The sequence below is a fragment of the Agromyces ramosus genome (assembly GCF_030817175.1).
Taxonomy (GTDB): domain Bacteria; phylum Actinomycetota; class Actinomycetes; order Actinomycetales; family Microbacteriaceae; genus Agromyces; species Agromyces ramosus_A.
Map to the genome: position 1 here is coordinate 2,787,133 of NZ_JAUSYY010000001.1, position 25,695 is coordinate 2,812,827.

A 25,695-nucleotide genomic window follows, 5' to 3' on the forward strand; every position below is an offset into this window, starting at 1 on the left:
TCGGGCGGCTACGACGGGCGCCGCGTCTCGAGTGCCCAGATCGCCATCTCCACGCGGTTGCGGGCGCCGAGCTTGGCCATGAGGCTGCCGACGTGGGTCTTCACGGTGCTGAGCGAGATGTAGAGCTCGGCCGCGATCTCGGCATTGCTCAGGCCGCGCGCCACCGCGGCGAGCACCTGCTGCTCACGATCGGTGAGCGGCTCGGCGGGCGCCGGCGCGGGCACCGCGGGCGTCGAGCCCGCGAACGTCTCGAGCAGCCGCACCGTGATGTTCGGGGCGATGAGCGCGTCGCCCCGGGCCGCCGCGTGCACGGCCTGCGCGAGCAGCTCGGCGCCCGCATCCTTGAGGAGGAACCCGCGCGCACCCGCCCGAAGTGCCGCGTAGACGTACTCGTCGAGGTCGAACGTCGTGATCACGACGACCGGGATCGGCTGCTCGACGTCGGGCCCCGCCAGCGCGCGGGTCGCCTCGATGCCGTCGAGCACCGGCATTCGGATGTCGAAGAGGCAGACGTCGGGGCGGAGGCTCCGCGCGAGTCGCACGGCCTCGGCGCCGTCGACCGCCTCGCCCACCACCTCGATGCCGGGCTGCGCATCGAGGATCATTCGCAGCCCGGTGCGCACGAGCTCCTGGTCGTCGGCGACGAGCACGCGCACGGTCATGTCGACCAGCCCGCTCGGGGGAGCACCGCGGTGACCGCCCAGCCGCCGCCGGCCGCCGGGCCGGCCTCGCACGTGCCGCCGAGCAGCGTCGCCCGCTCGGTCATCCCCGTGATGCCGTAGCCGGGAGTGGCAGACGCCGCGAATGCCCCGGACGCCACGGATGCCGCGACGTCGCCGTCGTCGCGGACGTCGAGCCGGATGCCCGCCTCGTCGGCGTGCACCCGCACGTCGACCCGAGTGGCGTTGCGGGCATGTCGCCGGGCGTTCGTGACCCCCTCCTGCGCGAGGCGGTACACGGTGGCCGCCACGGTCGGCGGGATCGCGTCGACGTCGCCCGAGAGCTGCACCTCGACGGCCGGGCCGCCCGACCCGGGCTGCGCGAGTCGGCGGAGATCGGCGATGCCCGCGCTCGGCGCGGTCGTCTCCGGGGCGTCCTCGCGGCGGAGCACACGCACGATGGAGCGCATCTCCGCGAGCGTGCGGGACGCCTCGCCCTCGATGACGCGGAGCACGCGCGCCGCGGCATCTGGATCTGTGGCTGCCACCGCCGTGCCGGCCTGCGCCTGGATCGCGATCGCCGAGACGTGATGGGCGACGGTGTCGTGGAGGTCGCGCGCGAGCTGCTCGCGTTCGAGGAGCTTCACCCGATCGAGCTCGCGGGCCCGCGCGGCGGCGCGCCAGCGAAACGCGACGCCGAGGCTGCTCGTCATCGCGAGCACCGCCACGGAGCCGATGAGGTCGCCGAGGAGCACCGGGCCGAGCAGGAGCGAGAGGAGGAAGCTCGCCGCCACGATCGCGGCACCGAGCGCCATCGCGCGGCCCGAGCCCCAGCGCACAACCGCGTAGATCAGGAGGAGCAGGTACGCGGTCGTCACGAGCTGCGCGTCGCCGCCGGTCACCGCCGTGACGACCGCCGTGACCGCGAACGCGATCGCGAGCATCGGAAGGGGGTGGGTGCGACGCCAGAGGAGCGTGGGCACGACCGCGATGAGCACGATAACCCAGAGCCACACCCACGGCAGCTCGGGGCGGGCCAGCCCCTCGAGCACCGCGGTAACCGGGATCACCGCGATGAGCGCCCAGTCGCGCCACACGCGCCGGGGTGGCGGGGGAGCGGCTGCTGGAGCGTCCCACATCGCGCGGAGGGGGCTCGTCATGCCCCTCATGATAGGCGGGCGCTCGCCGCCGCAGATCGGCCGGAAGTACGGGATGCCGGGCCGGATCCTGCGACGCGACGACGGATCACGACCTCGGCGACGGCGAGGTTGATCACCCACCCCGCACCCATGAGCACCGCCCAGGCGAGGGCATCGGGTTCGCCGCCCAGCAGGATGGCGCCCACCAGCCCGGTGAACACCTGGGTGCCGGCGCCCAGCGCGATCGCGTAGGCGCGGGTCATCCACGCGCTGTGCACGCGCACGTCGCCGCGGCGGATCGCGAGGAACCCGAGCACGAGGCTCGCGATCATCGACGTGCCGAACACGATCCGCAGCACGAGGAGCGCCCCGCCGTCGTGGCTGGGGAGCGCGGGCGAGAACGCCATCCAGAGGCCCGTCGACGCGGCGAGGAGTCCGGCCGGCAGGAGCACCCGCCCCACGCGGCGGTGCCACGGGCGCCGACGCAGTGACGGCACGAACTGCAGCGCCCCGAGCAGGCAGTAGACGGTGACGCTCACGATGTGCGCGATGACGGGCACCGGCGAGTCGAAGAATCGTTCGTTGTCGGAGGTCTCGGCTCCGGCGGTGAGCTGGCCGAGGCGCGATGCGCCGGCGGCGATCGGCACGAGGCAGAGCAAGATGAGGCCCGACGGCGCGAGCCACTCGCGACGGGTCGACCTCGATCGCCGAGTGCGAGGCGTGCGAGGGGTGCGCGGGTTGTGTGGGGCGCGGGTGCGGCCGGTGGCTCTGGTCATGCCTCGATGCTGGCGGCCGGAGCGGCCGGCGGCATCGGCGCGACGGCCCGAACCCGGTCGTACCTTCGGCCGAGGCGCGGCTCGGGCGTTCGGGCTACGCCGCCGAGATCGCGCCCGGCCCGCGCACCACGACGATGTCGGCGGGGTCGAGCTCGCGACCCTCGTCGTCGACGAAGGCGAGGCGAGCGGATGCCCCGGTCTCACGGTCGGCGTAGAGCGCCGCCGGTCCGTAGCCGCTCGGCCGGTGCTCATCGCCCCATGCGCTCATGGCCGCGAGCACGGGGAGGAGCGCTCGGCCCGCGTCGGTGAGCAGGTACTCTTCGCGCTCGCGCTCGCCGGCCTCGCGGTAGGGCCGTCGCTCGAGGATGCCGGCGTCGACGAGCCGCGCCAGCCGGTCGGTGAGCACGTCGGGCGCGACGCCGAGGCGCGAGCGGAACTCTGCGAAGCGCGTGCGCCCCCACATCGCCTCGCGCACGACGAGGAGCGACCACTTCAACCCCAGCACCTCGAGGCTGCGGGCGATGGAGCAGCGTTCGCCGCTTCCGTTCACCGGGGAGTCCATGACTCGAGTATAGCAACTGAGTTGGAAAAACCGATTCAGCCTGCTAACTTGGAGAATCCAACTCAGACGCTCACGCCCGAAAGGCGGCCTTCATGACTCTCGCAGCGCGCGGAAGCTTCTGGACCGCGGCATCCGTCGCCGGACTCGCCCTCTGGGCGAGCGGGGCCCCGACCGTGGTCTACCCGCTCTACGCAGCGGAGTGGCAGCTGCAACCCTCGGTGACGACCGCGATCTTCGCGGTGTATCCGATCGCACTCGTGCCGGTGCTCATCGTCTTCGGCAACCTGTCCGACGTCATCGGCCGCCGAGCGGTCATCCTGATGGGCCTCGCCGCCCTCGGCGCCGGCTCGCTCGCGTTCGGCCTGGCTCCCGACCTCACCTGGGTCTTCGTCGGGCGTGCGCTCATGGGCGTCGGGGTCGGGCTCGCGCTCAGCCCGGCGACCGCCGCGATGGTGGAGTTCGGCGGACCCGGCGGCGCGCGACGGGCGAGCTCCACGACGACGGCCTCGACCGCGACCGGACTCGCGCTCGCCACGCTCGTCGGGGGTGGGCTCGTGCAGTACGCGCCGAACCCGATGCGGCTGAGCTTCTGGGTGCTCACGGCGGTCACCGCGGTCGTGTTCGCCTTCGCCGCGCTGCTGCCGCGCCACACGCGCGACGAAGCTGCGGGGCCGTGGCGTCCCCGGCTGCCGCGGATGCCTCGAGACGAGCGACCGTCCTTCATCGCCGGGACGCTCGGCATCTCGGCGGCGTACGCCATGGGCGCGATCTTCCTCGCGCTCGGTGCCCAGATCGCGCGCGACCTCGTTCGCTCGGACAATGCGTTCGTCGACGGCGCGATCATCTCGCTGTCGGCGGTGGCGATCGGCGTCGTCGCCGTGCTCGCGCGCCCGCTTCGCCCCCGGCTCGCCGTCACCCTCGGACCCGCGCTCGCGGTCGCCGGCCTGGCGCTGCTCATCGTCGCGGGCCTCGCCCACTCGCTGCCGGCATTCGTCGCGTCGTCGCTCATCGCCGGCGCGGGCTACAGCCTGATGTTCTCCGGCGGGCTCGGCCTCGTCACGATGAGCGCCCCGACGCACCAGCGGGCGGGCGTGATCTCGGCCGCCTACGTCGTGGGCTACCTCGTGCAGGCGCTCGCCGCCCTGGGGCTCGGCGTGCTCGCGACGACGTCGGGACTGCAGCTGGCGCTCGACCTCGGTGCGCCGCTCATCCTGCTCCTCGGCGTCGCCGCGCTCGTCGTCGCCAACGCTCCGCGGCGGGTGCCGGTCACGCCGTAGTCGCGCGCGCCGTGCCTGCGCCGCCGAATCGAAGAGGGCGCGGAGGCGATCGGCGACGCAACCGGCACGCTCCCTACGCGTTCCCGTCGCGACCCGCCAGTCGCTCGAGACCGTCGAGGATGAGGTCGAGCCCGAACTCGAACTCGAACTGGTCGTCGCACCAGCCGAGCGTGGAGTCGGGGTCGACGTGGCGCACGACCGCGAGCATCGCGGCGAGGTGCGGCACGTGGGCCGCCATCTGCTCCATGGCGGCGGCGTCGGCAGAGGCGTCATCGGGCTCGCCGAGTTCTTGCGAGAACCCGAACATGCGGCTGCCGAGCGCGTGCATCGCGTGGTGGATGAGGTCGTACGAGAGCCCGCCGGACCGCAGGGTGCCGACGACCGAGTCGACGTACCGTGCGGTCGTGAGACCGAGATCGGCGCGGGAATCCAGGACGCCGGGGGCCCACGGATGCCGCAGCATCACGGTGCGGGCGGCGAGGATGCGTGCGCGCAGGCCCGACTTCCACGCGGCATCCGTCTCGGGCACGGCGAAGCCCCCCGCCGCCGCCTCGACCTCGGTGAAGACGAGGTCGACGATGCCGTCGAGGATGGCCCCCTTGTTGGGCAGGTGGTAGTAGAGCGACATCGGCTCGACGCCGAGCTGCTCGGCGAGGCGGCGGATGGTGAGGGCGTCGATGCCGGCCGTGTCGGCGAGGTCGACGGCGGTCTGCAGCACGCGGGCTCGGGTCAGCGGGGTGCGGCGCTCGGCGCGCTGCTCGGCCGTTGAAGACACTGGCGCCCTCCTCTCGAGACCACGGTACAAGCGTGTGGGGCGACTTCGCCGCAGCTCTCGACAATCGCTCGATTCCACGATACCTTACGTTGTAAGTCGTACAACGTAAGGTAGGAGATCGAGATGAGCAGCACAGCCATGATCGCGGGCACCGGCACCGGCACCGGTATGCGGGCGGCCGCCGCCCGCCGCTTCGGCGGGCCCGAAGTCGTCGGAATCGAGCGGATTCCGAAGCCCACGCCGAAACGCGACGAGGTGCTCATCCGAGTGCACGCGAGCACCGTGAGCATCGCCGACCACCGCACGCGCAGCCGCGACCTGCCGAAGGGGCTCGGCTTCTACGGCCCGCTCGCGCTCGGCGTCTTCCGACCGCGCAAACGCGTGCTCGGCATGGATGCCGCGGGCGTCGTGGAGGCCGTCGGCGACGAGGTCACCGGGTTCGCGCCCGGCGATGAGGTCATCGCCATGCTCGGCGCGGCCTTCGGCGGGCACGCCCAGTACGTGTGTGTGAACCCGGCCACCTCCGCTGTCACGCGGAAGCCCCGCAACCTCGGCTGGGAGGAAGCGGTCGCGCTCGTCTTCGGCGGGCACACGGCGCTCGCGTTCCTGAACCACGTCGAGATCGTGCCGGGCGCCGAGGTGCTCGTGAACGGGGCATCCGGAGCGGTGGGCACCGCCGTCGTGCAGCTCGCGAAGCAGCGTGGCGCCCGGGTCACCGCCGTCTGCAGCGGTGGCAACGCCGAGCTCGCCAGGTCACTCGGCGCCGATCGGGTCGTCGACTACAGCGTCGAGGACTTCGCCGCCGCCGGTGAGAGCTACGACGTGATCGTCGAATGCGTCGGCAACGCGCCGTTCGAGCGCGTCGGGCAGTCGATCAGGCCCGGCGGCGCGCTGCTGCTCGTCATCACGAGCCTGCACAGCATGCTGACGGCGTCACGCGACCGCAAGCGCTCCGGCAAGCTCGTGACCTTCACCGGTGCACCCGTCAGCGGAGTCGACCTCGCCACGATCGTGCGCCTCGCCGAGGCCGGCGAGTTCCGGCCCGTGGTCGACCGCGTCTACGACCTCGACGAGATCGTCGAGGCGCACCGCTACGTCGACACCGGCCGAAAGCGCGGCAACGTCGTCCTGCGCATCGGGTAGACGGCCCTCGGCGCGCGGGCCGCTCAGGGCTCAGGGCTCCGCGCGCCCATCCTCGATCTCCGAGATGTCGACGCCGGTGACGGGCTCACCCGCGGGCTCGAACACGAGCTGGATCGCGCCCTTCGGGAAGACCTTCGGCGGCTCGGCGAGCGTGAAGGCCGAGGGCACGAGCCCATCGGTCCACAGTCGCTTCCCGGTGCCGAGCGTGATCGGGTAGACCCAGAGGTTGAGCCGGTCGACGAGGTGCTCCTTCAGGAGCGTCTGCACGAGGTCGCCGCTGCCGATCACGTGGATCTCGTCGAAGCGGTCGCGGATCGCGCGGACCTCGGCCGCGACATCCGTCACGACCGTCGTTCCCTCCCAGCTCGGGTCGGTGAGCGTGCGCGAGGCGACGAACTTCGGCACCGCGTTGAACTTGGAGGCGATGGGGTCGCCTGCGGGCCGCGCCGGCCAGTACGGGGCGAAGATGTCGTAGGTCTTACGACCGAGCAGCAGCGCCTGCAGACGATCGATGCCGACGCCGATCGACGCACCCGACTCGTCGTCGAAGTACGCGCCCTGCCAGCCGCCGAACTCGAAGCCGCCCTCGCGGTCCTCGTCAGGGGCACCAGGCGCCTGGTAGACCCCGTCGAGGGTGATGAAGAGGTCGACTGCGATGATTCCCATGATGTGCTCCTTCGAATGAACGGGCAGCGGATGCCGCCTCTACCTGGACATCGAACGGGGTGCCGCGGTTTCGACATCGCGATTCCAATCTCTCGCAACGCGCGCGCTGGACGGAACCCCCTGGCGCTCGGCCGTCACGACGAACGGTCGCGACGGGAGCCGAGTCATCCGCCCGACACCGGCATCCAGACCCGCATCGTCGATGGCCCCCGGTTCGCCCAGTCCTTGTAGGGCCGGAGCTTCGCGGTGAAGAGCTCGCCGAACCCGGTCGCCGCGGGCGCGTACGCCCACGCATCCTCAGGTGCCGTTCGATGGCGCAGTCGCACGATCGCGCCGTCGCCATCGTCGACGGGAGCGAAGGTCGGGTCGAGTTCCACATGCTCGACATCGATGCCGTCGGGAAGGTCGACGTCTTCGAGCGCGAGCACGAGCGGACCGCGCTCCACGGCAGCCTGGCCGCGCACGGCGTCGACGCGCGGATGTGCGCGGCTGAAGCGCGGCTCCAGGGGGAGCCGGAGCTCCATCACGTCGCCGGCCGAGAAGCTGCGCTGCAACGTGAAGACGCCTTCGGTCGCCACCGTCGTTCTGCCGGGGAGCGAGTCGGAGCCCGCGCCCGTGACGGCGACCTCGGCTCGCCCGTGAGCCCACGCGGGGATCCGCAGGGAGACGTGCACCAGGCGGGCGGGGGCAGCCAGCACGACGACGCGCACCGACCCGTCGTTCGGGTACTCGCTCTCGACGCGGAGCGCGAAGCGCTCGCCGTCGTCGAGGGTGGTGTCGACCGTGTACGAGCCGTACTGGTGCAGCTGCACCCCGTCACCGTCGGTCGTCGCGAAGTACCCGGCCACGGACGCCAGCGTGCGGGCGACATTGGTGGGGCAGCACGACACCTCGAACCACGGCGCCCGCATGCTCGCCTCGGCACGCTCGCTGAGTTCGTCGTCGTCGGTCGCGACCCCGGCCGTGCGCTGGTGCAGCGTGTTCGCGTAGTAGAACGCCCGGCCGTCGGCGCGCGGCGACACGAGCACGGCGTTCAGCAGGGTTCGCTCGATCTGGTCGGCGTACCCCGCGTCGCCCGTCTGCATGAGCAGGCGCCAGCTCAGCATGACCGACGCGATCGCTGCGCACGTCTCGGCATAGGCGCGGTCGGACGGCAGCTCGAAGTCGTCGCCGAACTCCTCGTTCTGGTGGTGTGCGCCGACCCCGCCGGTGAGGTAGCTGCGGCGGGCGATCGTGCGCAGATACTGGGCTTCGACCGCGGCGAGCAGCTCGTCGTCTCCGGTCTCGACGGCGATGTCGACGGCGCCGGCGGAGAGGTAGAGCGCCCGCACCGCGTGGCCGCGCAGCACTTCGGCCTCCCGTACCGGCACGTCGTCCTGGAAGTACTCGTGCCCCTGGAACAGTGTCGTGGCCAAGTTGCCGTGGCCCCGCCGTTCGACGAACAGCCGGGCGAGTTCCAGGTAGCGGGCCTCGCCGGTCGCGCGGGCGAACTCGGCGAGGGCGACCTCGATCTCGGGATGCCCGCACACCGCCGTCCGGCCATCGGGACCGAACTCGGCGTGCAGATGGTCGGCGAGCCGGCGTGCGATCGCGGGCAATTCGTCGTCGTGGCCCGTACGCAGCCGGGCGACGGCCGCCTGGATGAGGTGCCCATGGCAGTACAGTTCGTGGCCCCATTCGAGGTCGCTGTATCTCGGGCGCTGTCCGGCGCGCCCGAAGCTCGTGTGGAGGTACCCGTCGTCGTCCTGCGCGGCGGCGACGCGGGACACGATTGCCCGGTAGCGCGCCTCGAGCGCGGCATCCGGTCGTCGTCCGAGCTCCCACGCCATTGCCTCGAGGAGCTTGTACACCTCGGAGTCGACGAACTCGATGCCGGCATGCTCGCCCGAAGCGGCGCCGGAAGCGCGATCGAAGTTCGCGATCCAGCCGATGCGTTCCATCCAGCCGAGGCAGTGGTCGATGATGACGTCTGCGTTCAATTCCTGCATGCGCCCCCACAGGCCGCCCGTGATCGTCACGTCGCCGAGTCCGAGCGGGCGGAGCGCCCCCCGCGACGGTGCGATCGGCCCCCCGAGCGCGGTCGGGACGGAGGTGAGGTGCAGAGAGGCGGAGCTGTTCACGGCGTTGTGCGTCCTCATCGGTCGTTCGAAATCGGGGAGTTCCGGGGACTTGTATTGTCGAACCGGTTCGATTACCGTATCGTCTCATCCAGACGGATTCAAGACGCCCGTTCGACAACTCTTCGCGAAATATTCGCGTTCGACGACACTGAACGGGGCTTGATCCGCCATAATCCGATGAGAATAATCGAATCGGTTCGAAGAAGAACGGGACGAGTGTGGCGACGATCGGCGATGTAGCCAAGGCGGCGGGGGTCTCCCGCAGCACCGTCTCGTACGCACTCTCCGGCAAGCGCACCATCTCGAGTGAGACGCGGGAACGCATCGAGTCGGCGATCGACCTGCTCGGCTTCACCCCGAACGCGGGGGCGAGGGCGCTCGCGACCTCGCAGACCATGGTCATCGGCCTCCTGGTGCAGTTCTTCCGAGACGAGTTCTCGCCGGCGATGCTGCAGTACGTGCTGCCGATCTCCGATGCCGCCCGTGAAGCGGGCTACGACATCCTCATGGTCACCGAAGACGACGGTCCGAAGGCGCTGCGCCGCATCACCGACTCGGACATGGTCGACGGGGTCGTGCTCCTCAACGTCGCCCACGAAGACGAGCGGGTTCCTCCGCTCCGTGCCGCGCGCCAGCCCGGGGCGCTCGTGGGCCTCCCGAAGGACACCGAGGGCCTCGACGTCTTCGACCTCGACTTCGGCGAGGCCGCGCGGATGCTCGTCGACCACCTGCACGGCCTGGGCCATCGCGAGATCATCCTGATCTCCCCGCACGAGCACGTGATCACCCGAGGCGGGGCCTACGCCTGGCGTTTCCGCGATGCCGCGCTCGAGCGCGCCGCGCGATACGGGCTGCGGATCTATCCCTACGACGGCGAGACGCAGCAGCCGGCGATCTCCGAGTCGCTCGACTCCATCCTCGATCAGCGCCCGACCGCCACGGCGATGATCGTGCACAACGACGCCATGATCGCCGGCCTGCCGCCGGTGCTCAACGCCCGCGGCGTGCGGGTTCCCGACGACCTCTCGGTCGTCGGCATCTTCTCCGAAGACTTCGGCCGACTGTTCTCGCTGCCGTACACGGCAATCGAGACCTCGCCGGACAAGCTGGGCCGCGCAGCGGTCCAGGCGCTCGTGCAGCGAATGCAGGATCCCGACAGCGCCGGTGCGCCCGTGGTCCGATTCATCGCACCCGAACTGACGGATCGAGGCAGTACCCGCTGACTCTTCGCTCCACGCCGACAGGCATTCGTCGGCCTGAGTGTCGAACCGGTTCGACAGACACCAAAGAATCACCACCGCACCATTCAAGGAGGAATACCGTGGCAACATCGCACACGGCGCGCACGCTCGGCGCCGCCATCATCACCGTCGGCGTGGCAGCCGCAGCGCTCACCGGATGCTCGGGCCCGGGCGAGAGTACGGAGTCCGCCGAGTACACGCTCTGGGACCCGTACCCCGACCGCGACGCCGAGTCGACCTGGGCCCAGGCCATCGACGCCTGCGCCGCCGACCTCGGCATCACGATCAAGCGCAACAGCGGCAACACCGGCGACACGGTGAAGGACCTCACCACGGCGGCCGGCAACCTGCCCGACATCGCCATGGTCGACAACCCCAAGGTCGCAACGCTCGCCGATGCCGGCCTGCTGACGACGACCGAGGACAACGGCTTCGACGTGTCGAACATCGAAGAGAACATCCTCAGCGCCGGCGAGATCGACGGCAAGGTCTACGGCGTGCCGGTCGGTGCGAACACCCTGGGCCTCTACTACAACCCCGCGGTGCTCGAGGCCGCGGGCGTCGACATCGCCTCCGTCGCCGACTACGCGTCGCTCACCGCGGCCCTCGAGCAGATCGTCGCGTCGGGCGGCAAGGGCATCACGTTCTCCGCGGTCGGCACCGAGGAGGGCTCGTTCCAGTTCCTCCCGTGGTTCTGGGGAGCCGGCGCGGACCTCACGGCCCTCGACTCCGCCGAGGCCGAGAGCGCCCTCCAGCTGTGGACGGACTGGGTGAGCACGGGTCTCGCCCCGAACTCGGTGATCTCGAACACGCAGGGCACCAGCTGGGACGAGTTCCTCACGGGCGAGTACGGCTTCGCCGAGAACGGCTCGTGGTTCAAGTCCGCCGCCGACGAGGCCGGCTACGAGTCCATCCAGATCCCCGGCATCGACGGTGGTGTCGCTCCGGCTCCGACCGGCGGCGAGTTCATCACCATCCCGATCCAGGAGGACACGTCGCGCTACGAGACATCCGCCAAGATCGTGGAATGCCTGAGCAGCGGCGACACGGGCGCGACCGCGCTCGGCTACGTCGCACCGACCGCCGACGGCCAGGCCGACCAGCTCGCCGCCGACCCGTCGCTCGAGTTCTGGACCAGCGCCGTCGGCGACGCGAAGCCCCGCACCGCCGACAACCTCGGCATCTCGTACGGCGTGATCTCGGAGCAGCTCTACACCGCCGTGCAGAACGCGCTGAGCGGGGCGTCGTCCCCGGCGGACGCGCTTGCCGAGGCGCAGGCGATGGCAGCCGAGAAGCTCGAGAAGTAGTCGACAGCACCACCGCACCACCCTCGATCGGAGAAAGTCACATGACCGCGACGCACACCGCATCCAGGGTGGCGGTGCCCGGCGAAACGGGGGAGGTGGCGCCGTCCACGCGCGCCGCCTCCCCGGTTCGACCGCTCCCTGCCCGTCCCGATCCCACTCGTCCGCTTCGCAGCAGGCAACGACTGCGGGCGCAGCTGACCGCCTGGGCGTTCATCGCCCCCGTCGTCGTCTACCTCGTCGTCTTCTACGCGTACCCGCTCTACCGCAACCTCGACCTGAGCTTCCGCGACTACACGCTCCGTTCGTTCATCGACGGGACGGCGCCCTTCGTCTGGTTCGACAACTACGCCCAGGTCATCCAGAGCTCGACGTTCACGCCCGCGCTCGTCAACACCGCCGTCTTCACCCTCGTGTCGATCGTGTTCCAGTTCTCGATCGGCCTCGCGCTGGCGGTGTTCTTCTTCAAGCGGTTCCCGCTCGCGGCCACCCTCCGCGCGCTCTTCCTCGTGCCGTGGCTGCTTCCCCTGCTCGTGTCCGCGTCCGTGTGGGCGTGGATGCTCAACAGCGAGTCGGGCATCGTCAATGCGGGCCTCGAGGCAATCGGCCTCACTCAGGTGAACTGGCTGACCTCACCGCAGTGGGCGATGGTGTCCGTGCTCCTCGCGAACATCTGGATCGGCATCCCGTTCAACCTGGTGATCCTCTACAGCGGCCTGCAGAACATCCCGGGGGAGGTCTACGAGGCGGCCTCGCTCGACGGCGCCAACGCCTGGCAGACGTTCTGGCGCATCACCTTCCCGCTGCTCCGGCCCGTGTCGGCGATCACGATCCTGCTCGGCCTCGTCTACACCCTGAAGGTGTTCGACATCATCTGGATCATGACCCGCGGCGGCCCCGGCGACGCGTCGGCCACGTTCGCGATCTGGTCGTACCGCCTCGGGTTCGGCGGCGGATCGCCAGAGCTGAGCCCGGCCGCGGCGGTGGGCAACCTGCTCATCGTGCTCGCGTTCGTGTTCGGCCTCATCTACATCCGCACGCAGCGTCGATTGGAGCGCGCATGACCTCCACGAGGAGGATCGGGAACACCGTGCTCGGCGTGATCTTCACGGCGCTGATGCTCTTCCCGCTCTACTGGATGATCAACGTCTCCCTGACGCAGCCGACGGACCTGCGGAAGGACCCGCCGAATCTCTTCCCGGTGAACCCGACCTTCGACGGGTACTCCCGGGTGCTCGGCGAGCAGTTGCCGTACCTCGGCACGAGCCTCGTCGTCGGGCTCGGCACGGTCGCGGTGACGCTCCTGCTGTCGGCGCCTGCCGCGTTCGCGCTCGCGAAGCTGCGCCCGCGCGGCGGCACGGCACTGAACTTCGTGCTCCTCATCGCCCAGATGATCCCCGGGATCATCATGGCGATGGGCTTCTACCTCATCTTCCACAACTGGGGCATCCTCGACACCGTCCCCGGCCTGATCCTCGCCGACTCGACCCTCGCCGTGCCCTTCGGGGTCCTCATCTTCACGGCGTTCATGGCGGGGATCCCAGAGGAACTCATGTCGGCCGCGAAGATCGACGGAGCCGGGCCGTGGCGTACCTTCCAATCGATCGTCATGCCCATCAGCCGCAATTCCGTCGTCACGGTGTCGCTCTTCACGTTCCTGTGGGCGTGGTCGGACTTCATCTTCGCCTCGACGCTCAACCGTGGCGGTGACCTCCAGCCGATCACGATGGGCATCTACAAGTACATCGGCAACAACACGCAGGACTGGAACGCCATCATGGCCACCGCCGTCGTCGCGTCGATCCCGGCGGCCGTGCTGCTCGTCGTCGCCCAGCGCTACGTCGCCGCCGGCGTCACGGCAGGGGCGGTCAAAGACTGATGCCGACCCTCGAATTCCCCATCGACGAGGTGCCGTTCAGCATGCGAGGCTCCTGGCTGTCGGTGTCGCGCGTGGTCGGGCTGCACCGCTCGGCCGACCTCATCCACCTGGTCTCGCACCAGACCGGCATGCACCCCGTGCTCTCCTTCCAGCCGCTGGCCGGCGGTGCCCCGGTCGAGACGACCGAGTTCGCCGCCCCGGAGCGCGTTCGCTGGGTCGGCGGTGCCGGTGAGTTCAGTGCGGCGTTCGCCGACGTCGACACCGTGCGGGTGCGCGGTGCAGGACTCGGATTGCGACTTGCGGATGCCTCGGGCGGACTGACCCCGTTCACGGGCACGTTCCTCTTCATCGCACCCCAGGACGGCGCCGCCGTGCTCACCTCGTACGAGACCGGGCGGCGCTACCGGATCACCCCGCTCGTCGGCGACTTCTCGGTGATCGGCTCCGAGCGCCTCGGCGCTGGGGAGCGGGCGATCGAGGTGGGCGGCGACGGGGGCGAGTGGGAGATCGCCATCGAGGAGGTGGCGTCGGAACCGGCGCCATCGCGACCGAGGTCATCGTTCGACGAGGTGGTCGCGGCGCGCGCTGCCGAGTTCGCCGCGTTCGCCGACGGTGTCGCGCCCTGGCGCGCCGAGCACCCGGGCGCCACGCTGGCGGCGTACGTGCTCTGGTCGGCCACCGTGCGCCCGCTCGGCTTCGTCACCCGTGAGACCGTGCTGATGTCGAAGCACTGGATGGACAAGGTGTGGAGCTGGGACCACTGCTTCAACGCGCTCGCGCTCGCGTCGTCGCATCCCGAGCTCGCGATCGACCAGTTCCTCGTGGTGTTCGACCACCAGGCCGCGACCGGCGCGCTGCCGGATTCGATCACGCACTCCGAGGTGCTCTACAACTTCGTGAAGCCACCGATCCACGGGTGGATGTGGTCGCAGCTGCGGCGGCGACTCCCCGGCGCCGTGCCCTCCGACGTGCTCCTCGAGGTGTACCGGCGACTCGCGGCCTGGACGTGCTACTGGCTCGATCATCGCCGGGCCCCCGGGGCGACCCTTCCGTACTACGAGCACGGCAACGACAGCGGCTGGGACAACTCGACGGTGTTCGACCTCGACCGGGTCGTCGAGTCTCCCGATCTCGCCGCCTTCCTGGTGCTGCAGCTCGACGAGCTCGCGCGACTGGCCGACGAGGTGGCCCCGGATGCCGCCGAAGGGTGGCGTCGCGAAGGGGAACTGCTCCTCGGCGCACTGACGGACGAGCTCTGGCAGGGGGAGCGGTTCGTCGCGCGCTCGGTCGCCGGCCGACGGGTGGGAAGCACCTCCAGCCTGATCACGGCCCTGCCCCTCATCGCGAGCCATCGGCTCCCGGATGACGTGACCGAGCGGCTGGCCGAGCAGGTCATGGCGCACCTCACGGAGTTCGGGCCGGCCACGGAACTGCCGAGCTCGCCGCGGTACGAGGCCGACGGGTACTGGCGCGGGCCCATCTGGGCGCCGTCGACCTTCATCGTCGAGGCGGGCCTGCGCGCGGCCGGCCACCACGACGTGGCGGACGACGTCAGCGAGCGCTTCCGCCGCCTCTGCGAGCGCAGTGGCTTCGCCGAGAACTTCGATGCGCTCACCGGCGCGGGGCTGCGCGATCGCGCGTACACGTGGACCGCGAGCGCCTACCTGTTGCTCGCGGGCCAGGCCTCCGAGCGTTCGACGGCGATGGCGACGGCGGAGCTGGCGAGCGATCTGGCTGGAGGAGCCTAGCGGCGAGCGTGGGCATGGCCGAACCTGCGATCCCCTCGGCGAGATTCGGTCACGGGCGGCGGAGCATCATCGTGATCGGCGTCGAGCGAACTGCCGAACGTCGACGGCGAGACGTACATCTCGGACACGTTCCCCGATGTGCTGCTCCGCTCGCAGCTGGCGCCGAACCTGGACTGGATCTCCGTGACCCCGTTCACAGCCTCGGCTCCGACGGCACCGGATGCCCCGACCGCCGCGAAGGCGTCGTCGACGTCGATCGCGGTGCACTGGGCCGCCCCGGCCGATGACGGCGGCAGCGCCGTCACCGGGTGGCGCCCGAACGCGCAGAGTGCGTCGGTCGACATCTCGGGCCTGCCGAACGGCGTGTACCAGTGCGTCGGCGTGCTCGTGAACTCGAAGGGTGAGACCGAGACGAAGCCGCTGAAGGTCACGGTGTCGATCAAGGAGTGACTTCGCGCCGCCGAGCGGCACGCGCGGGGTCCGTGGTCTTGCGACCACGGGCTCTTGCTGTTCCCGCTCCCAACGGTCTTCCCAATGTTGACGTCAACATGTAGAGTGCATCGCGGGCGTGTTGACGTCAACACACCTGTCTCACCACCTTCCAATGGCGAAAGAGGTCGACGTCGATGACGATGTACGGCAGACGGTTCACCGCACTCCTGACGAGCGCGGCACTCGCAACGGCCGCGCTCGTGGCAGCGCCGATCTCGGCGGCGCCCGCCTCCGCGGTCGATGGCCTCACCATCACCCCGAACCCGGCCTACGCCGGCGAGGCGTTCGAAGGCTGGGGCACGAGCCTCGTCTGGTTCGCCAATGCCACGGGCGGCTACCCCGACGAGCTGCGTGAGGAGCTCTACCAGGCGGTCTTCGGCGACGACGGCCTCGACCTGAACATCGCCCGCTACAACATCGGCGGCGGCAACGCGTCGGACGTCACCGACTACCTGCGCCCCGGCGGCGCGGTCGAGGGCTGGTGGGCGCCGAATCCCGACGGCGATGGCGGCACCTACGGCGGCGTCTCGACCGACTACGCCGATCGCAACGCGCTGCTCGCCGCGTGGAACGCCGACGGTCCTGCGTCGTACGACTGGTCGGCCGACGAGACGCAGCGCTGGTGGGTCGAGCGGCTCGCCGCCGAGGGGCAGATCACGCACTGGGAGACCTTCGCCAACTCGGCGCCCTACTTCATGACCGAGAGCGGCTACGTCTCGGGCGGGTTCAACTCCTCGGCCGAGCAGCTCAAGCCCGCCGCTGAGGCGCAGTTCGCGAAGTACCTCGTGAACGTGACCGAGCACCTCGAGGACGAGTACGGCATCGAGGTCGAGACCCTCGATCCGTTCAACGAGCCGAACACGAACTACTGGGGCACGACCCTCAGCAACGGCAAGCCGGTCGGCGGCCGCCAGGAGGGCATGCACATGGGGCCGGCACGCCAGGTGGCGCTCATCGACGATGTCCGCGCGGCGCTCGACGACCCGGCGTCAACGACAGATGCCGGGCTCTCCGCAATGGACGAGACGAACCCGGGCATCTTCGCGACGAACTGGGCGGGCTACCCGGCCGCGACGCGCGACAAGGTCGACCGCATGAACGTGCACACCTATGGCACCTCGGGGCGCCTCGGCGTGCGCGACCTCGCGAAGCAGGCCGACACCGACCTCTGGATGAGCGAGATCGAGGGCAACTGGGTCAGCGGCTACAACCCCGTCGACATCGAGAACGGCCTCGGCATCGCCGGCCGCATCATCGATGACCTGCGCGAGCTGGAGCCGAAGGCGTGGGTGCTGTGGCAGCCCGTCGAAGACCGCTACAACATGGAGCCGCAGGGCGAGAACCTGAACTGGGGATCGATCTTCATCGACCTCGACTGCGAGCCCTACGAGGAGGCCGGAGGCACCGTGTGGAAGTCGGCACGTCGTGTCGCCGATGCCGGCGGCAACTCCTCGGCGGCGCCCGAGTGCGGCGTCGAGGTCAACTCGAAGTTCAACACCATCCGCAACTTCACCAAGTTCATCCACGAGGGCGACCACCTGATCGCGATCGACGACATCTCGAGCACCGCGGCCGTTCGCGCCGACGGCACGGGGGCGACGATCGTGCACCGCAACACCGCGGCATCCGATCGCCGGGTCACGATCGACCTCTCGAACTTCGGCGACATCGCCGAAGGCGCCACGGTCACGCCGATCGTGACCACGCAGGCCCCGTCGGCGGATGCCCCGACCGCGAACGCGCTCGTCGAGGGCGCACCCGTCGCGATCGACGGCGTGGCGCGCACCGCCACTGTGACGGTGCCCGCCAAGTCGGTGACGACGTTCGTGATCGACGGCGTCTCGAGTGTCTCGGCGGATGCCCCGGCGCTCGTCGACGGCCACCGCTACCAGCTCATGGGCGCGCAGAGCGGCAAGGCGCTCACCGTGGGCGGCTCGACGGCCGCCACGTCGATCACCGGACTCGCGACGGATGCCGCCAAGGCGGCCACGCAGGCGTGGACCGTGCATGAGGTCGCCACGGGCGAGCGCGAGGCGACCAGGCGGGTCGTGCTCGAGGCATCCGACGGCCGAGTGCTCGGTGCGACGAGTGCAGGTACCGACCTGCGCCAGGTGGCGCCGGCTGCCGCGGGACTCGAGCCCGCCACGCGTTGGATCGTGAACACCACCGACGGTCGTCGCTATTCGCTCGTGAACGAGGCGCTCGGGCTCGCGCTGGAGGTCGGGGGACAGTCGACCGCCGAGGGCGCGGGCGTCGGCGTCTACGGCTCGAACGGCGGGGCGAACCAGTCGTGGCAGCCGCGCGACCTGGCACCGCTCGCTGGCCAGACCCTCGCGGCACGCACCCTCGTGGGCGTGCCGCCCGTGCTGCCCGAGACGATCGTGCCTCGATACTCGTGGGGCGCCGGAGCGCCGGCGGCCGTCGCCTGGCAGTTGCCGGATGCCTCGTGGGCCCAGCGCGGCCGCGTCGAGGTGCCCGGAACGCTGACCGACCTCTTCGGGCAGGCGATCGGAGTCACCGCACTCGTCGACGTCGGCGGGCTGACGGGCACGGACCCGGTCTCGATCACCGTGGCCGAAGGCGCATCGCTCAGCGCCGTGCAGGCCGCTGCGCCCGAGGTCGTGCCCGCTCGGGTCGGCGCATCGGAGAACACCTTCGAGGTGCCGGCGGTCTGGGACTGGTCGGCGGTCTCGGGCGACGCGTTCGCCGAGGTCGGCGTCGTGCATGTCGCCGGTGTGGTCACTGCCGATGGCGCCGAGCTGCCCGCGCAGCTCGCGGTCCTCGTGACCGAGGGAACGCTCCGCAACGTCAACCCCGACGCCGGCAACACCGCCTCGGCGAGCTCGACCGAGTCCGGCTACCCGGCCGACCGCACGCGCAATGGCGACATCGGCGACAAGGGCTGGTCCAACTGGGTCTCGAGCAACAAGCCGGCCCAGAGCACCCTGACCTACCAGTTTGCCGCGGCACACGAGGTCGAGCGCGTCGCGGTGCACTTCTTCCGCGACGGCACGAACAGTTGGGCGCAGACGATGCAGGTGCAGGTGCGCAATGCCGCAGGCGTGTGGGCTCCGGCGCCGGGCTGGGAGACGGCGCAGCCGGTCGCCTCGCCTGCCGGCGGCAGCGCCCCGGTCGTCGTGGCCGACTTCGCTCCGGTCACCGCCACCGGCGTGCGAGTGGTGATGAACGCCTACCCGAACACGCACCTCATCGTCTCGGAGGTGCAGGTGTTCGAGTCGACGGCGGCGCCTGCCGCGGTCAGCGACCTGGCGGTGCTGCGGCTCGACGGCGCGCTCATCGACGGCTTCGACCCGGCGAGGACCGAGTACGAGCTCGAGGTGGACGGCGGTCGGCTGCCCGTGGTCGACGCCATCGCCGTGGACTCCGCCGCGAGCGTGCGGATCACCCAGCCGACGACCGAGAACGGCGGCGTCGCGACGATCTCCGTGATCTCGGCCGACGGCTCGACCGAGACCCGGTACACGATCATGATCCGGCGCCATGCCGTGGTCGCCGACCTGCAGATCGTCGAGCGGCCGCGCGTCGGCACGCCCGCGCACGCGACGGCGACGATCGACCCGGGCGACGGCGAGATCGTCTGGCAGTGGTACCTGAACGGCGAGCCGATCGATGGTGCGAGCGGCCAGAGCTACACGCCGGGGACGAACGACGCGGGCAAGCTGCTCAGCGTGAGCGTCGACGTCTCAGCCGACGGCGTGGAGCCTGCGGCATCCGAGTCGGAAGCCCAGCGCATCGTCTCGATGCACTCGCGCAAGCCCTGAGCGCGAACGCATGACCGCGCGAGCGCTCGACCGCATCGGCCGGGCGCTCGCGCAGGTCGATCGATGTCTCAGGGCTCGCGCTCGTAGACCATCACGACGTCCGACTCGAGCACCACGCGCTCGGCCAGGCCGAAGCCCTCCTGTCGGAGCGCGGCGACGTCGGCGTCCACGCCGTCGGCGCTCCGCGACACGACGACGACGCGATCGACCGCCTCGAGACGATGGCCGACCTCGGCGAGGGGCGCCGTGACATCCCACAATCCGCCGGTCTCGTCGTACGGTCGCACGAGCCCGAGGTCGACGAGACCGTCGAACCCGTGCGGATACGCGTGCATCGCGAGACGGGGCCGACGCGACGGGCGGACGCTCTCGTCGAACACGACCCCGTCGCCCGGCCGGGCGCGTTGGGAGACGACCTCGGCGACCGTCTGCCAGTCGGTGCCGCCGTTCTTCCAGTACGGCGTGCGCTGGTCGAGGTAGACGGGAACCGCGAGGCCCGCGATCGCGGCGATCGAGACGGCGCGCATCCACCGGCGGGGGAGCGCGGCGAGGGCGATCGCGATCATGATCGCCGCGGCGGGCGCACAGAAGGCCAGGTAGCGCGGCGTGTACCCGAGCGAGACGGCCGCCGCGACCATGGCCAGCGCAGCGGTCGGCACGACGATCCACGCTCCGCCGAGGAGGAGCAGCTGACGGTTGCCGTGCCAGGCGTCCTCGCGACGGTGGGCGACGACGGCGACCGACACGACGATGAACGCCCATGCGACGAGCGCGAGCGCCTCGAACATGAACCACTGGTCGATGAGCACTCCCTTGGCCGTGACGGTGCGATGGGGCCTGCGGAACGCGATCTGGTCGCGCTGCATCACGGCGACCACGCCGATCGGGGCGATGAGGAGCGCGGCTCCCGCCCAGGCGAGCAGGAACGGACGGATCCGGATGCCACGCAGCCGCCCCGAACGACGCAGCTCGAGGGAGGCGACGACCGCGTGCACCGGGATGAGCAACGCGACGTACAGGAAGAGGTGGGCGGCGAGCGCGAGCCCGAGCGCGTAGACCCACCACCAGCCCCGGCGCGTCGGGGCGTCGAGCAGTCGCAGCAGGAGGAGCGTGAGCCAGACGGCCGCGGCGGTCGCGAGCGCCAGCGACCTGGCTTCGGTCGCGAGGAAGGTGGCGCGCGGCAGCACGGCGAACACGGCCGCGGCGATCACCGCCGTTCCCCGCGTCGACCGCCGGCGCACGAGCAGGTAGAGACCGGCGGATGCCGCGCCGACGGCGATCCCCGACGGGACCCGCACGGCGAAGGGCGAGGTGCCCGCGAGATCGATCCAGACGTGCAGGAGCGCGTAGTAGAGCCCGTGCACCGCGTCGACCGTGCCGAGCAGCGCCCAGAGGGATGCCCAATCCCGGCGAGCCGACATGATGCTCGCGGCCTCGTCACCCCAGAACGACGGGATCCACGACCCGGTGGTGGCGATCACTCCTGATGCGGCGCCGATCACGACGGCGACCCGGGCGTCGCTCCACCGGGCGGTCGACGATTCGTCGATGTGGGAGCCGGTGCGTCCGGCTCGGCCGGTCACAACCATCACGCCCATCATGCGCCTCCCGGAGGGGATTCGCGAGCATGGCGTTCGTGACGCTCACGGCACTCGAGGTGTCATGCCTCGCGCGCGTTCAGCGGGGCGGACGCCCCGTGCTGTCGCGCACGACGAGTTCGGTGTCGACGAGCGTGGTGCCCCGCGGTTCGCCGCCCTCCACCTCGTGCACGAGCGCCTCGACCGAACGTGATCCGACCTCGCCGAAGAATTGCCGCACCGTGGTGAGCGGCGGCCAGAAGCTCCGCGACTCCTCCATGTCGTCGAAGCCGACGACGCTGACCTCGCCGGGCACGGCGCGACCTGATTCGTGGAGGGCGCGCAGCACGCCGAGCGCCATCTGGTCGTTCGCGGCGAAGATCGCGGTGACCTCAGGGTTGCGAGCCAGCTCCAGCCCGAGCTCGTGCCCGGACTCGCTCGACCAGTCGCCGACGAGCACGGGCGGCACGTCGGCGCCATGGGTGCGGAGGGTGGCCTCCCACGAGGCGCGCCGGCCCGCGGCGGAGTAGGAGCGCTCGGGCCCCGCGACGTGCCACACCGTGCGGTGACCGAGGCCGAGCAGATGCTCGGTCGCCAGCCTCGCGCCGTGCGCCTGGTCGGTGTCGACGACGGGGTAGCGGTCGCTCGCCGTCGAGTCGATCACCACGACGGGCAGCCCTGCGGGCAGCTCGACGTCGCTCTCATCGAGCAGGTGCGCCTCGACGACGATGATGACGCCGTCGACGGCCTCCTCGCTGAGCCGATCGAAGGCGACCGAGACCTCGCCCAGCGTCGGATGCGGCACCGGGATGAGGGTGATCGAGTAGCCGGCATCCGTTGCAGCGCTCGCGATCGCGTCGAGGGTTCGCATGTTGCCGAAGCTGGAGAGGGTGAACATGATCACGCCGATGCTGTGGAAGCGGCCGCTGCGGAGGGCGCGCGCGGCGCTGTTCGGCCGGTAGCCGAGCTTGCGCATGGCGGCGAGCACGCGCTCGCGGGTCTCGGAATCGACGTTCTCGCGCCCGTTCGAGACGCGCGAGACCGTCTGGCCCGACACGTTGGCCTCTCGCGCGACATCCGCCATCGATGGTCCGCGGCGGCGGCCGTTCGCGGGCTCAGCCGTGTTCGTGACGGTGGTCATCGCTACTCCTTTGTCGACTCATGCAACAGTGGCGCATGTTCACGTCAACATGCTACGGTAGCGACACTGCATGTTGACGTGAACATGCCCCGAAATGGAAGCTTCGATGACAACGACGTCCCTGATCACCCCAGCGAGCGAGGCCACCGCGCCGCCGAGCACGCTGCGCATCCGGTCGCGCGGGCGCAGCGAATGGAAGGGCCTGGCGTTCGTCGCACCCTTCCTCATCGTGTTCGTGCTGGTGTTCATCGCACCGGTCGTGTACTCGCTCTACCTCAGCCTCTTCCGCGAGCAGCTCATCGGCGGCAACGCGTTCGTCGGGCTCGAGAACTACGTGGAGATCTTCCGCGACGCCCAGTTCTGGGAGGGCTTCGTGCGGGTCACGCTGTTCCTCCTCGTGCAGGTGCCGATCATGCTCGTGCTCGCACTCGTCGCGGCCCTCGCCATCGACAGTGCGCGCCTGCACGCGTCGGGATTCTTCCGCATCGTGATCTTCCTGCCCTACGCGGTACCGGCGGTCGTGGCCGTGCTCATGTGGGGCTTCATCTACGGCGACAACTTCGGCCTCGCCGCGAACCTCAACGACTGGCTCGGCTCCGAGGTCATCACCCCGTTCGCCCGCGACTGGATCCTCGTGTCGATCGGCAACATCGTCACCTGGGAGTTCGTCGGCTACAACATGCTCATCTTCTACTCGGCGCTCCGCACGATTCCGGGTGACCTCTACGAGGCGGCAGAACTCGACGGGGCCGGGCCGATGCGCGTCATCACGGGCATCAAGCTGCCCGCGCTGCGCGGCGCGATCGTCATCGCGACGATCTTCTCTATCATCGGCAGCTTCCAGCTCTTCAACGAGCCGAACATCCTGCGCACGCTCGCACCGAACATCATCACCACCTTCTTCACGCCGAACATGTACGCCTACAACCTCTCGTTCGCCGGCCAGCAGTACAACGCGTCGGCCACCGTCGCGATCGTCATGGGCGTGATCACCGCGGTCATCGCCTACGTCGTGCAACTGCGCGGCGCACGGAAGGAGGAGCGATGACCACCACCAGCCTCCGCAGCATCCGGAGCCGTCCGCGCTTCTCGCCGCTCCGCCCCCGCAAGTCGGTCGCGTTCACGCTGCTGATGGGCATCTTCGTGCTCTACAGCCTCGTTCCCCTCGCCTGGCTCGTGATCAACGCCACGAAGACGCAGAGTGGGCTCTTCTCGAGTTTCGGCCTCTGGTTCGACGACGACTTCGTGCTCTTCCAGAACATCTGGGAGACGCTCACCTACCGCGACGGAATCTTCCTGCGCTGGTTCGGCAACACGCTGTTCTACGTGGTGCTCGGCGCCGGCGGGGCGACACTGCTCGCCACGCTCGCCGGCTACGGCCTCGCGAAGTTCCGCTTCGTCGGCCGGAAGGCCGTCTTCGCCGTCGTGCTCGGCGCAATCGCCGTGCCGGGAACCGCGCTCGCCGTGCCCACGTTCCTGATGTTCAGCCAGCTCGGGCTCACGAACACCCCGTGGGCGATCATCATCCCCTCATTGATCAGCCCGTTCGGCCTCTACCTCATCTGGGTGTACGCCGTCGACTCGGTGCCGACCGAACTGCTCGAGGCGGCGCGCATGGACGGGGCGGGGGAGTTCCGCACCTTCTTCACGATCTCGATCCGCCTGCTCTCGCCCGGCATCGTCACGGTGCTGCTCTTCACCGTGGTGGCGACCTGGAACAACTACTTCCTGCCCCTCATCATGCTGAGCGACCCCACGTGGTATCCGCTCACGGTGGGCCTGAACCAGTGGAACGCCCAGGCCACCGGGGTCGCTGCTCAGCCGATCTACAACCTGGTGATCACGGGGTCGCTCCTCACGATCATCCCCATCGTCGTCGCGTTCCTCGGACTCCAGCGGTTCTGGCAGTCGGGACTCAGCGCCGGAAGCGTCAAGCAGTGACCGAGCGGCACCGCATGTCGAACCCCACCCACCCGCTCGACCGGAGCGTCCTGCCCCGGATCACATGGCACAACGAAGTGAAGGGAATCACCCCCATGACCATCGCCCGTACCGCCCTCCGGCGGACCCTGACGGTCACCGCGACCGCGATGCTCGCGGTCGGCGCGCTCGCCGCCTGCTCGACCGGAGGCGGCAGCACCGCCGCCGCTGAGACCGACCTCGACGCCGCACTCGAGGCCGGCGGCAAGCTCACCTACTGGAGCTGGACCCCGAGCGCCGAGGCCCAGGTCGCCGCGTTCGAGGAGGCGTACCCGAACGTCGACGTCGAGCTCGTGAACGCCGGCACCAACACCGAGGAGTACACGAAGCTGCAGAACGCGATCAAGGCGGGCTCCGGTGCACCGGATGTCGTGCAGATCGAGTACTACGCGATCCCGCAGTTCGCCCTCTCCGACGCCCTCGTCGACCTCGGCGAGTACGGCCTCGACGAGCTGGAAGACCAGTTCAGCGCCTCCACCTGGGGCAGCGTGAACATCGATGGCAAGCTCGTCGGCCTGCCCCAGGACTCGGGTCCCATGGCCCTGTTCTACAACAAGAGCGTCTTCGACCAGTTCGGCATCGCCGTGCCGACGACCTGGGACGAGTACGTCGAGGCCGCGCGTCAGCTGCACGCTGCCGACCCGACGAAGTTCATCACCTCCGATACCGGTGACGCGGGCTTCGCGACGAGTATGATCTGGCAGGCCGGCGGCCGCCCGTTCGCCATCGACGGCACCGACATCACCGTCGACCTCGCCGACGAGGGCACCCAGAAGTGGACCGGCGTCTGGAACCAGCTCATCGAGGAGGACCTCGTCGCCACGACCCCCGGATGGACCGACGAGTGGTTCAAGGGCCTCGCCGACGGGTCGATCGCGACGCTCCCGATCGGCGCCTGGATGCCGGGCGTGCTGGAGTCGAGCGTGGCCGACGCCGCCGGTGACTGGCGTGTCGCCCCGCTGCCGACCTATGACGGCACCCCGGTGACCGCCGAGAACGGCGGCGGCGGACAGTCCGTCACCACGCAGAGCAAGAACCCGGCGCTCGCCGCCGCGTTCCTGCGCTGGCTGAACAGCGACCCCGCGTCGATCGAGGTCTTCCTCGAGAGCGGCGGCTTCCCGTCGACGACCGCCCAGCTCGAGGACCCCGACTTCACCGGCTTCGAGTCGGAGTACTTCGGCGGCCAGAAGATCAACGAGGTGCTCACGCAGGCCTCGAAGGATGTCGCGACGGGCTGGTCGTACCTGCCCTACCAGGTGTTCGCGAACAGCATCTTCGGCGACACCGTCGGCCAGTCGTACGCGAACAAGGCCGACCTGAACGCCGGCCTCGCCGAGTGGCAGAGCCAGCTCGTCGAATACGGCAACGAGCAGGGCTTCTCGGTCAGCGAGTAGCACCGGTCCACGACGAGGCCGGCCGGCTGTGCCCGGCCGG

The 25,695-nt window shown here is 70.1% G+C and carries 21 protein-coding genes; 12 read left to right on the forward strand and 9 right to left on the reverse strand.

All coding sequences use genetic code 11. The annotated features are described in order from the left end of the window. Nucleotides 1–8 precede the first annotated feature (8 nt). From QFZ26_RS13110 to QFZ26_RS13125, 4 genes are all read right to left on the reverse strand, one after another. Nucleotides 9–662, reverse strand: a complete 654-nt coding sequence (locus tag QFZ26_RS13110) for a response regulator (RefSeq protein ID WP_307042792.1) — start codon at nt 660–662, stop codon at nt 9–11. Continuing rightward, a complete protein-coding gene (locus QFZ26_RS13115; RefSeq protein ID WP_307042794.1) occupies nt 659–1,819 on the reverse strand; it encodes a sensor histidine kinase in 1,161 nt (386 codons plus the stop codon). Before QFZ26_RS13115 ends, QFZ26_RS13110 begins: the two co-directional genes overlap by 4 nt. A gap of 5 nt (nt 1,820–1,824) precedes the next feature. Continuing rightward, the gene (locus QFZ26_RS13120; protein WP_307042796.1) at nt 1,825–2,574 is read right to left on the reverse strand and encodes a DUF2306 domain-containing protein; all 750 of its coding nucleotides are present in this window, start codon (nt 2,572–2,574) and stop codon (nt 1,825–1,827) included. Between the two features lie 94 nt (nt 2,575–2,668). Continuing rightward, on the reverse strand, nt 2,669–3,136 hold the full coding sequence (locus QFZ26_RS13125; RefSeq protein ID WP_307042799.1) for a winged helix-turn-helix transcriptional regulator: 468 nt from the start codon (nt 3,134–3,136) through the stop codon (nt 2,669–2,671). Between the two features lie 92 nt (nt 3,137–3,228). On the opposite strand from QFZ26_RS13125, the gene QFZ26_RS13130 reads away from it, so the two are divergent. Beyond that, nucleotides 3,229–4,413, forward strand: coding sequence for an MFS transporter (locus QFZ26_RS13130; protein ID WP_307042801.1), 1,185 nt, complete (start codon nt 3,229–3,231; stop codon nt 4,411–4,413). A 73-nt stretch (nt 4,414–4,486) separates the two neighbouring features. On the opposite strand, the gene QFZ26_RS13135 is transcribed toward QFZ26_RS13130, so the two are convergent. After that, nucleotides 4,487–5,188, reverse strand: coding sequence for a TetR/AcrR family transcriptional regulator (locus QFZ26_RS13135; RefSeq protein WP_307042803.1), 702 nt, complete (start codon nt 5,186–5,188; stop codon nt 4,487–4,489). Nucleotides 5,189–5,311: 123 nt separating this feature from the next. On the opposite strand from QFZ26_RS13135, the gene QFZ26_RS13140 reads away from it, so the two are divergent. Then, complete coding sequence (locus tag QFZ26_RS13140; protein ID WP_307042805.1) at nt 5,312–6,331, forward strand: NAD(P)-dependent alcohol dehydrogenase; 1,020 nt, start codon at nt 5,312–5,314, stop codon at nt 6,329–6,331. 30 nt (nt 6,332–6,361) lie between these two features. On the opposite strand, the gene QFZ26_RS13145 is transcribed toward QFZ26_RS13140, so the two are convergent. Both QFZ26_RS13145 and QFZ26_RS13150 read right to left on the reverse strand, forming a co-directional pair. Further along, nucleotides 6,362–6,997 carry a dihydrofolate reductase family protein gene (locus tag QFZ26_RS13145; protein ID WP_307042807.1) on the reverse strand — a complete coding sequence of 212 codons (636 nt, stop codon included), beginning with the start codon at nt 6,995–6,997 and terminating at the stop codon, nt 6,362–6,364. A 164-nt stretch (nt 6,998–7,161) separates the two neighbouring features. After that, nucleotides 7,162–9,135, reverse strand: coding sequence for a glycoside hydrolase family 127 protein (locus tag QFZ26_RS13150; RefSeq protein ID WP_307042808.1), 1,974 nt, complete (start codon nt 9,133–9,135; stop codon nt 7,162–7,164). A gap of 200 nt (nt 9,136–9,335) precedes the next feature. On the opposite strand from QFZ26_RS13150, the gene QFZ26_RS13155 reads away from it, so the two are divergent. The 7 genes from QFZ26_RS13155 (at nt 9,336) to QFZ26_RS13185 (ending at nt 19,563) form a co-directional block, all read left to right on the forward strand. Beyond that, nucleotides 9,336–10,340 carry a LacI family DNA-binding transcriptional regulator gene (locus QFZ26_RS13155; protein ID WP_307042810.1) on the forward strand — a complete coding sequence of 335 codons (1,005 nt, stop codon included), beginning with the start codon at nt 9,336–9,338 and terminating at the stop codon, nt 10,338–10,340. Between the two features lie 98 nt (nt 10,341–10,438). Continuing rightward, the gene (locus QFZ26_RS13160; protein WP_307042813.1) at nt 10,439–11,665 is read left to right on the forward strand and encodes a sugar ABC transporter substrate-binding protein; all 1,227 of its coding nucleotides are present in this window, start codon (nt 10,439–10,441) and stop codon (nt 11,663–11,665) included. Between the two features lie 41 nt (nt 11,666–11,706). After that, a complete protein-coding gene (locus tag QFZ26_RS13165) occupies nt 11,707–12,726 on the forward strand; it encodes a carbohydrate ABC transporter permease (protein ID WP_307042815.1) in 1,020 nt (339 codons plus the stop codon). Next, the gene (locus QFZ26_RS13170; RefSeq protein WP_307042817.1) at nt 12,723–13,541 is read left to right on the forward strand and encodes a carbohydrate ABC transporter permease; all 819 of its coding nucleotides are present in this window, start codon (nt 12,723–12,725) and stop codon (nt 13,539–13,541) included. The genes QFZ26_RS13165 and QFZ26_RS13170 overlap by 4 nt, the downstream gene beginning before the upstream one ends. Further along, entirely contained in the window at nt 13,541–15,289 is a 1,749-nt protein-coding gene (locus tag QFZ26_RS13175; protein WP_307042818.1) for an amylo-alpha-1,6-glucosidase, read from the forward strand. Before QFZ26_RS13170 ends, QFZ26_RS13175 begins: the two co-directional genes overlap by 1 nt. A 183-nt stretch (nt 15,290–15,472) precedes the next feature. Next, nucleotides 15,473–15,739 (forward strand): hypothetical protein, encoded by a 267-nt coding sequence (locus tag QFZ26_RS13180; RefSeq protein WP_307042820.1) that lies wholly within the window; start codon nt 15,473–15,475, stop codon nt 15,737–15,739. A 176-nt stretch (nt 15,740–15,915) separates the two neighbouring features. Beyond that, the gene (locus QFZ26_RS13185; RefSeq protein WP_307042822.1) at nt 15,916–19,563 is read left to right on the forward strand and encodes an RICIN domain-containing protein; all 3,648 of its coding nucleotides are present in this window, start codon (nt 15,916–15,918) and stop codon (nt 19,561–19,563) included. Between the two features lie 68 nt (nt 19,564–19,631). On the opposite strand, the gene QFZ26_RS13190 is transcribed toward QFZ26_RS13185, so the two are convergent. Both QFZ26_RS13190 and QFZ26_RS13195 read right to left on the reverse strand, forming a co-directional pair. Further along, on the reverse strand, nt 19,632–21,152 hold the full coding sequence (locus QFZ26_RS13190; RefSeq protein WP_307042824.1) for a glycosyltransferase family 39 protein: 1,521 nt from the start codon (nt 21,150–21,152) through the stop codon (nt 19,632–19,634). Nucleotides 21,153–21,240: 88 nt separating this feature from the next. Further along, on the reverse strand, nt 21,241–22,281 hold the full coding sequence (locus QFZ26_RS13195) for a LacI family DNA-binding transcriptional regulator (protein WP_307042826.1): 1,041 nt from the start codon (nt 22,279–22,281) through the stop codon (nt 21,241–21,243). Nucleotides 22,282–22,387: 106 nt separating this feature from the next. On the opposite strand from QFZ26_RS13195, the gene QFZ26_RS13200 reads away from it, so the two are divergent. The 3 genes from QFZ26_RS13200 to QFZ26_RS13210 all read left to right on the forward strand — a co-directional run bounded on the left by QFZ26_RS13200 (nt 22,388) and on the right by QFZ26_RS13210 (nt 25,655). Beyond that, nucleotides 22,388–23,329, forward strand: coding sequence for a carbohydrate ABC transporter permease (locus tag QFZ26_RS13200; protein WP_307042828.1), 942 nt, complete (start codon nt 22,388–22,390; stop codon nt 23,327–23,329). Beyond that, a complete protein-coding gene (locus QFZ26_RS13205) occupies nt 23,326–24,222 on the forward strand; it encodes a carbohydrate ABC transporter permease (RefSeq protein ID WP_307042830.1) in 897 nt (298 codons plus the stop codon). The genes QFZ26_RS13200 and QFZ26_RS13205 overlap by 4 nt, the downstream gene beginning before the upstream one ends. 95 nt (nt 24,223–24,317) lie before the next feature. Next, nucleotides 24,318–25,655, forward strand: a complete 1,338-nt coding sequence (locus QFZ26_RS13210; protein WP_307042832.1) for an ABC transporter substrate-binding protein — start codon at nt 24,318–24,320, stop codon at nt 25,653–25,655. The last annotated feature ends 40 nt before the right edge of the window (nt 25,656–25,695 follow it).

What these genes read in the sequence shown, in the direction of transcription:
- QFZ26_RS13120 (WP_307042796.1), bottom strand. Translation starts at nt 2,574, where the DNA reads ATGACCAGAGCCACCGGCCGCACCCGCGCCCCACACAACCCGCGCACC.
- QFZ26_RS13190 (WP_307042824.1), bottom strand. Translation starts at nt 21,152, where the DNA reads ATGGTTGTGACCGGCCGAGCCGGACGCACCGGCTCCCACATCGACGAA.
- QFZ26_RS13170 (WP_307042817.1), top strand. Translation starts at nt 12,723, where the DNA reads ATGACCTCCACGAGGAGGATCGGGAACACCGTGCTCGGCGTGATCTTC.
- QFZ26_RS13110 (WP_307042792.1), bottom strand. Translation starts at nt 662, where the DNA reads ATGACCGTGCGCGTGCTCGTCGCCGACGACCAGGAGCTCGTGCGCACC.
- QFZ26_RS13165 (WP_307042815.1), top strand. Translation starts at nt 11,707, where the DNA reads ATGACCGCGACGCACACCGCATCCAGGGTGGCGGTGCCCGGCGAAACG.
- QFZ26_RS13130 (WP_307042801.1), top strand. Translation starts at nt 3,229, where the DNA reads ATGACTCTCGCAGCGCGCGGAAGCTTCTGGACCGCGGCATCCGTCGCC.
- QFZ26_RS13195 (WP_307042826.1), bottom strand. Translation starts at nt 22,281, where the DNA reads ATGACCACCGTCACGAACACGGCTGAGCCCGCGAACGGCCGCCGCCGC.
- QFZ26_RS13185 (WP_307042822.1), top strand. Translation starts at nt 15,916, where the DNA reads ATGACGATGTACGGCAGACGGTTCACCGCACTCCTGACGAGCGCGGCA.
- QFZ26_RS13200 (WP_307042828.1), top strand. Translation starts at nt 22,388, where the DNA reads ATGACAACGACGTCCCTGATCACCCCAGCGAGCGAGGCCACCGCGCCG.
- QFZ26_RS13205 (WP_307042830.1), top strand. Translation starts at nt 23,326, where the DNA reads ATGACCACCACCAGCCTCCGCAGCATCCGGAGCCGTCCGCGCTTCTCG.
- QFZ26_RS13140 (WP_307042805.1), top strand. Translation starts at nt 5,312, where the DNA reads ATGAGCAGCACAGCCATGATCGCGGGCACCGGCACCGGCACCGGTATG.
- QFZ26_RS13115 (WP_307042794.1), bottom strand. Translation starts at nt 1,819, where the DNA reads ATGACGAGCCCCCTCCGCGCGATGTGGGACGCTCCAGCAGCCGCTCCC.
- QFZ26_RS13125 (WP_307042799.1), bottom strand. Translation starts at nt 3,136, where the DNA reads ATGGACTCCCCGGTGAACGGAAGCGGCGAACGCTGCTCCATCGCCCGC.
- QFZ26_RS13145 (WP_307042807.1), bottom strand. Translation starts at nt 6,997, where the DNA reads ATGGGAATCATCGCAGTCGACCTCTTCATCACCCTCGACGGGGTCTAC.
- QFZ26_RS13150 (WP_307042808.1), bottom strand. Translation starts at nt 9,135, where the DNA reads ATGAGGACGCACAACGCCGTGAACAGCTCCGCCTCTCTGCACCTCACC.
- QFZ26_RS13175 (WP_307042818.1), top strand. Translation starts at nt 13,541, where the DNA reads ATGCCGACCCTCGAATTCCCCATCGACGAGGTGCCGTTCAGCATGCGA.
- QFZ26_RS13210 (WP_307042832.1), top strand. Translation starts at nt 24,318, where the DNA reads ATGACCATCGCCCGTACCGCCCTCCGGCGGACCCTGACGGTCACCGCG.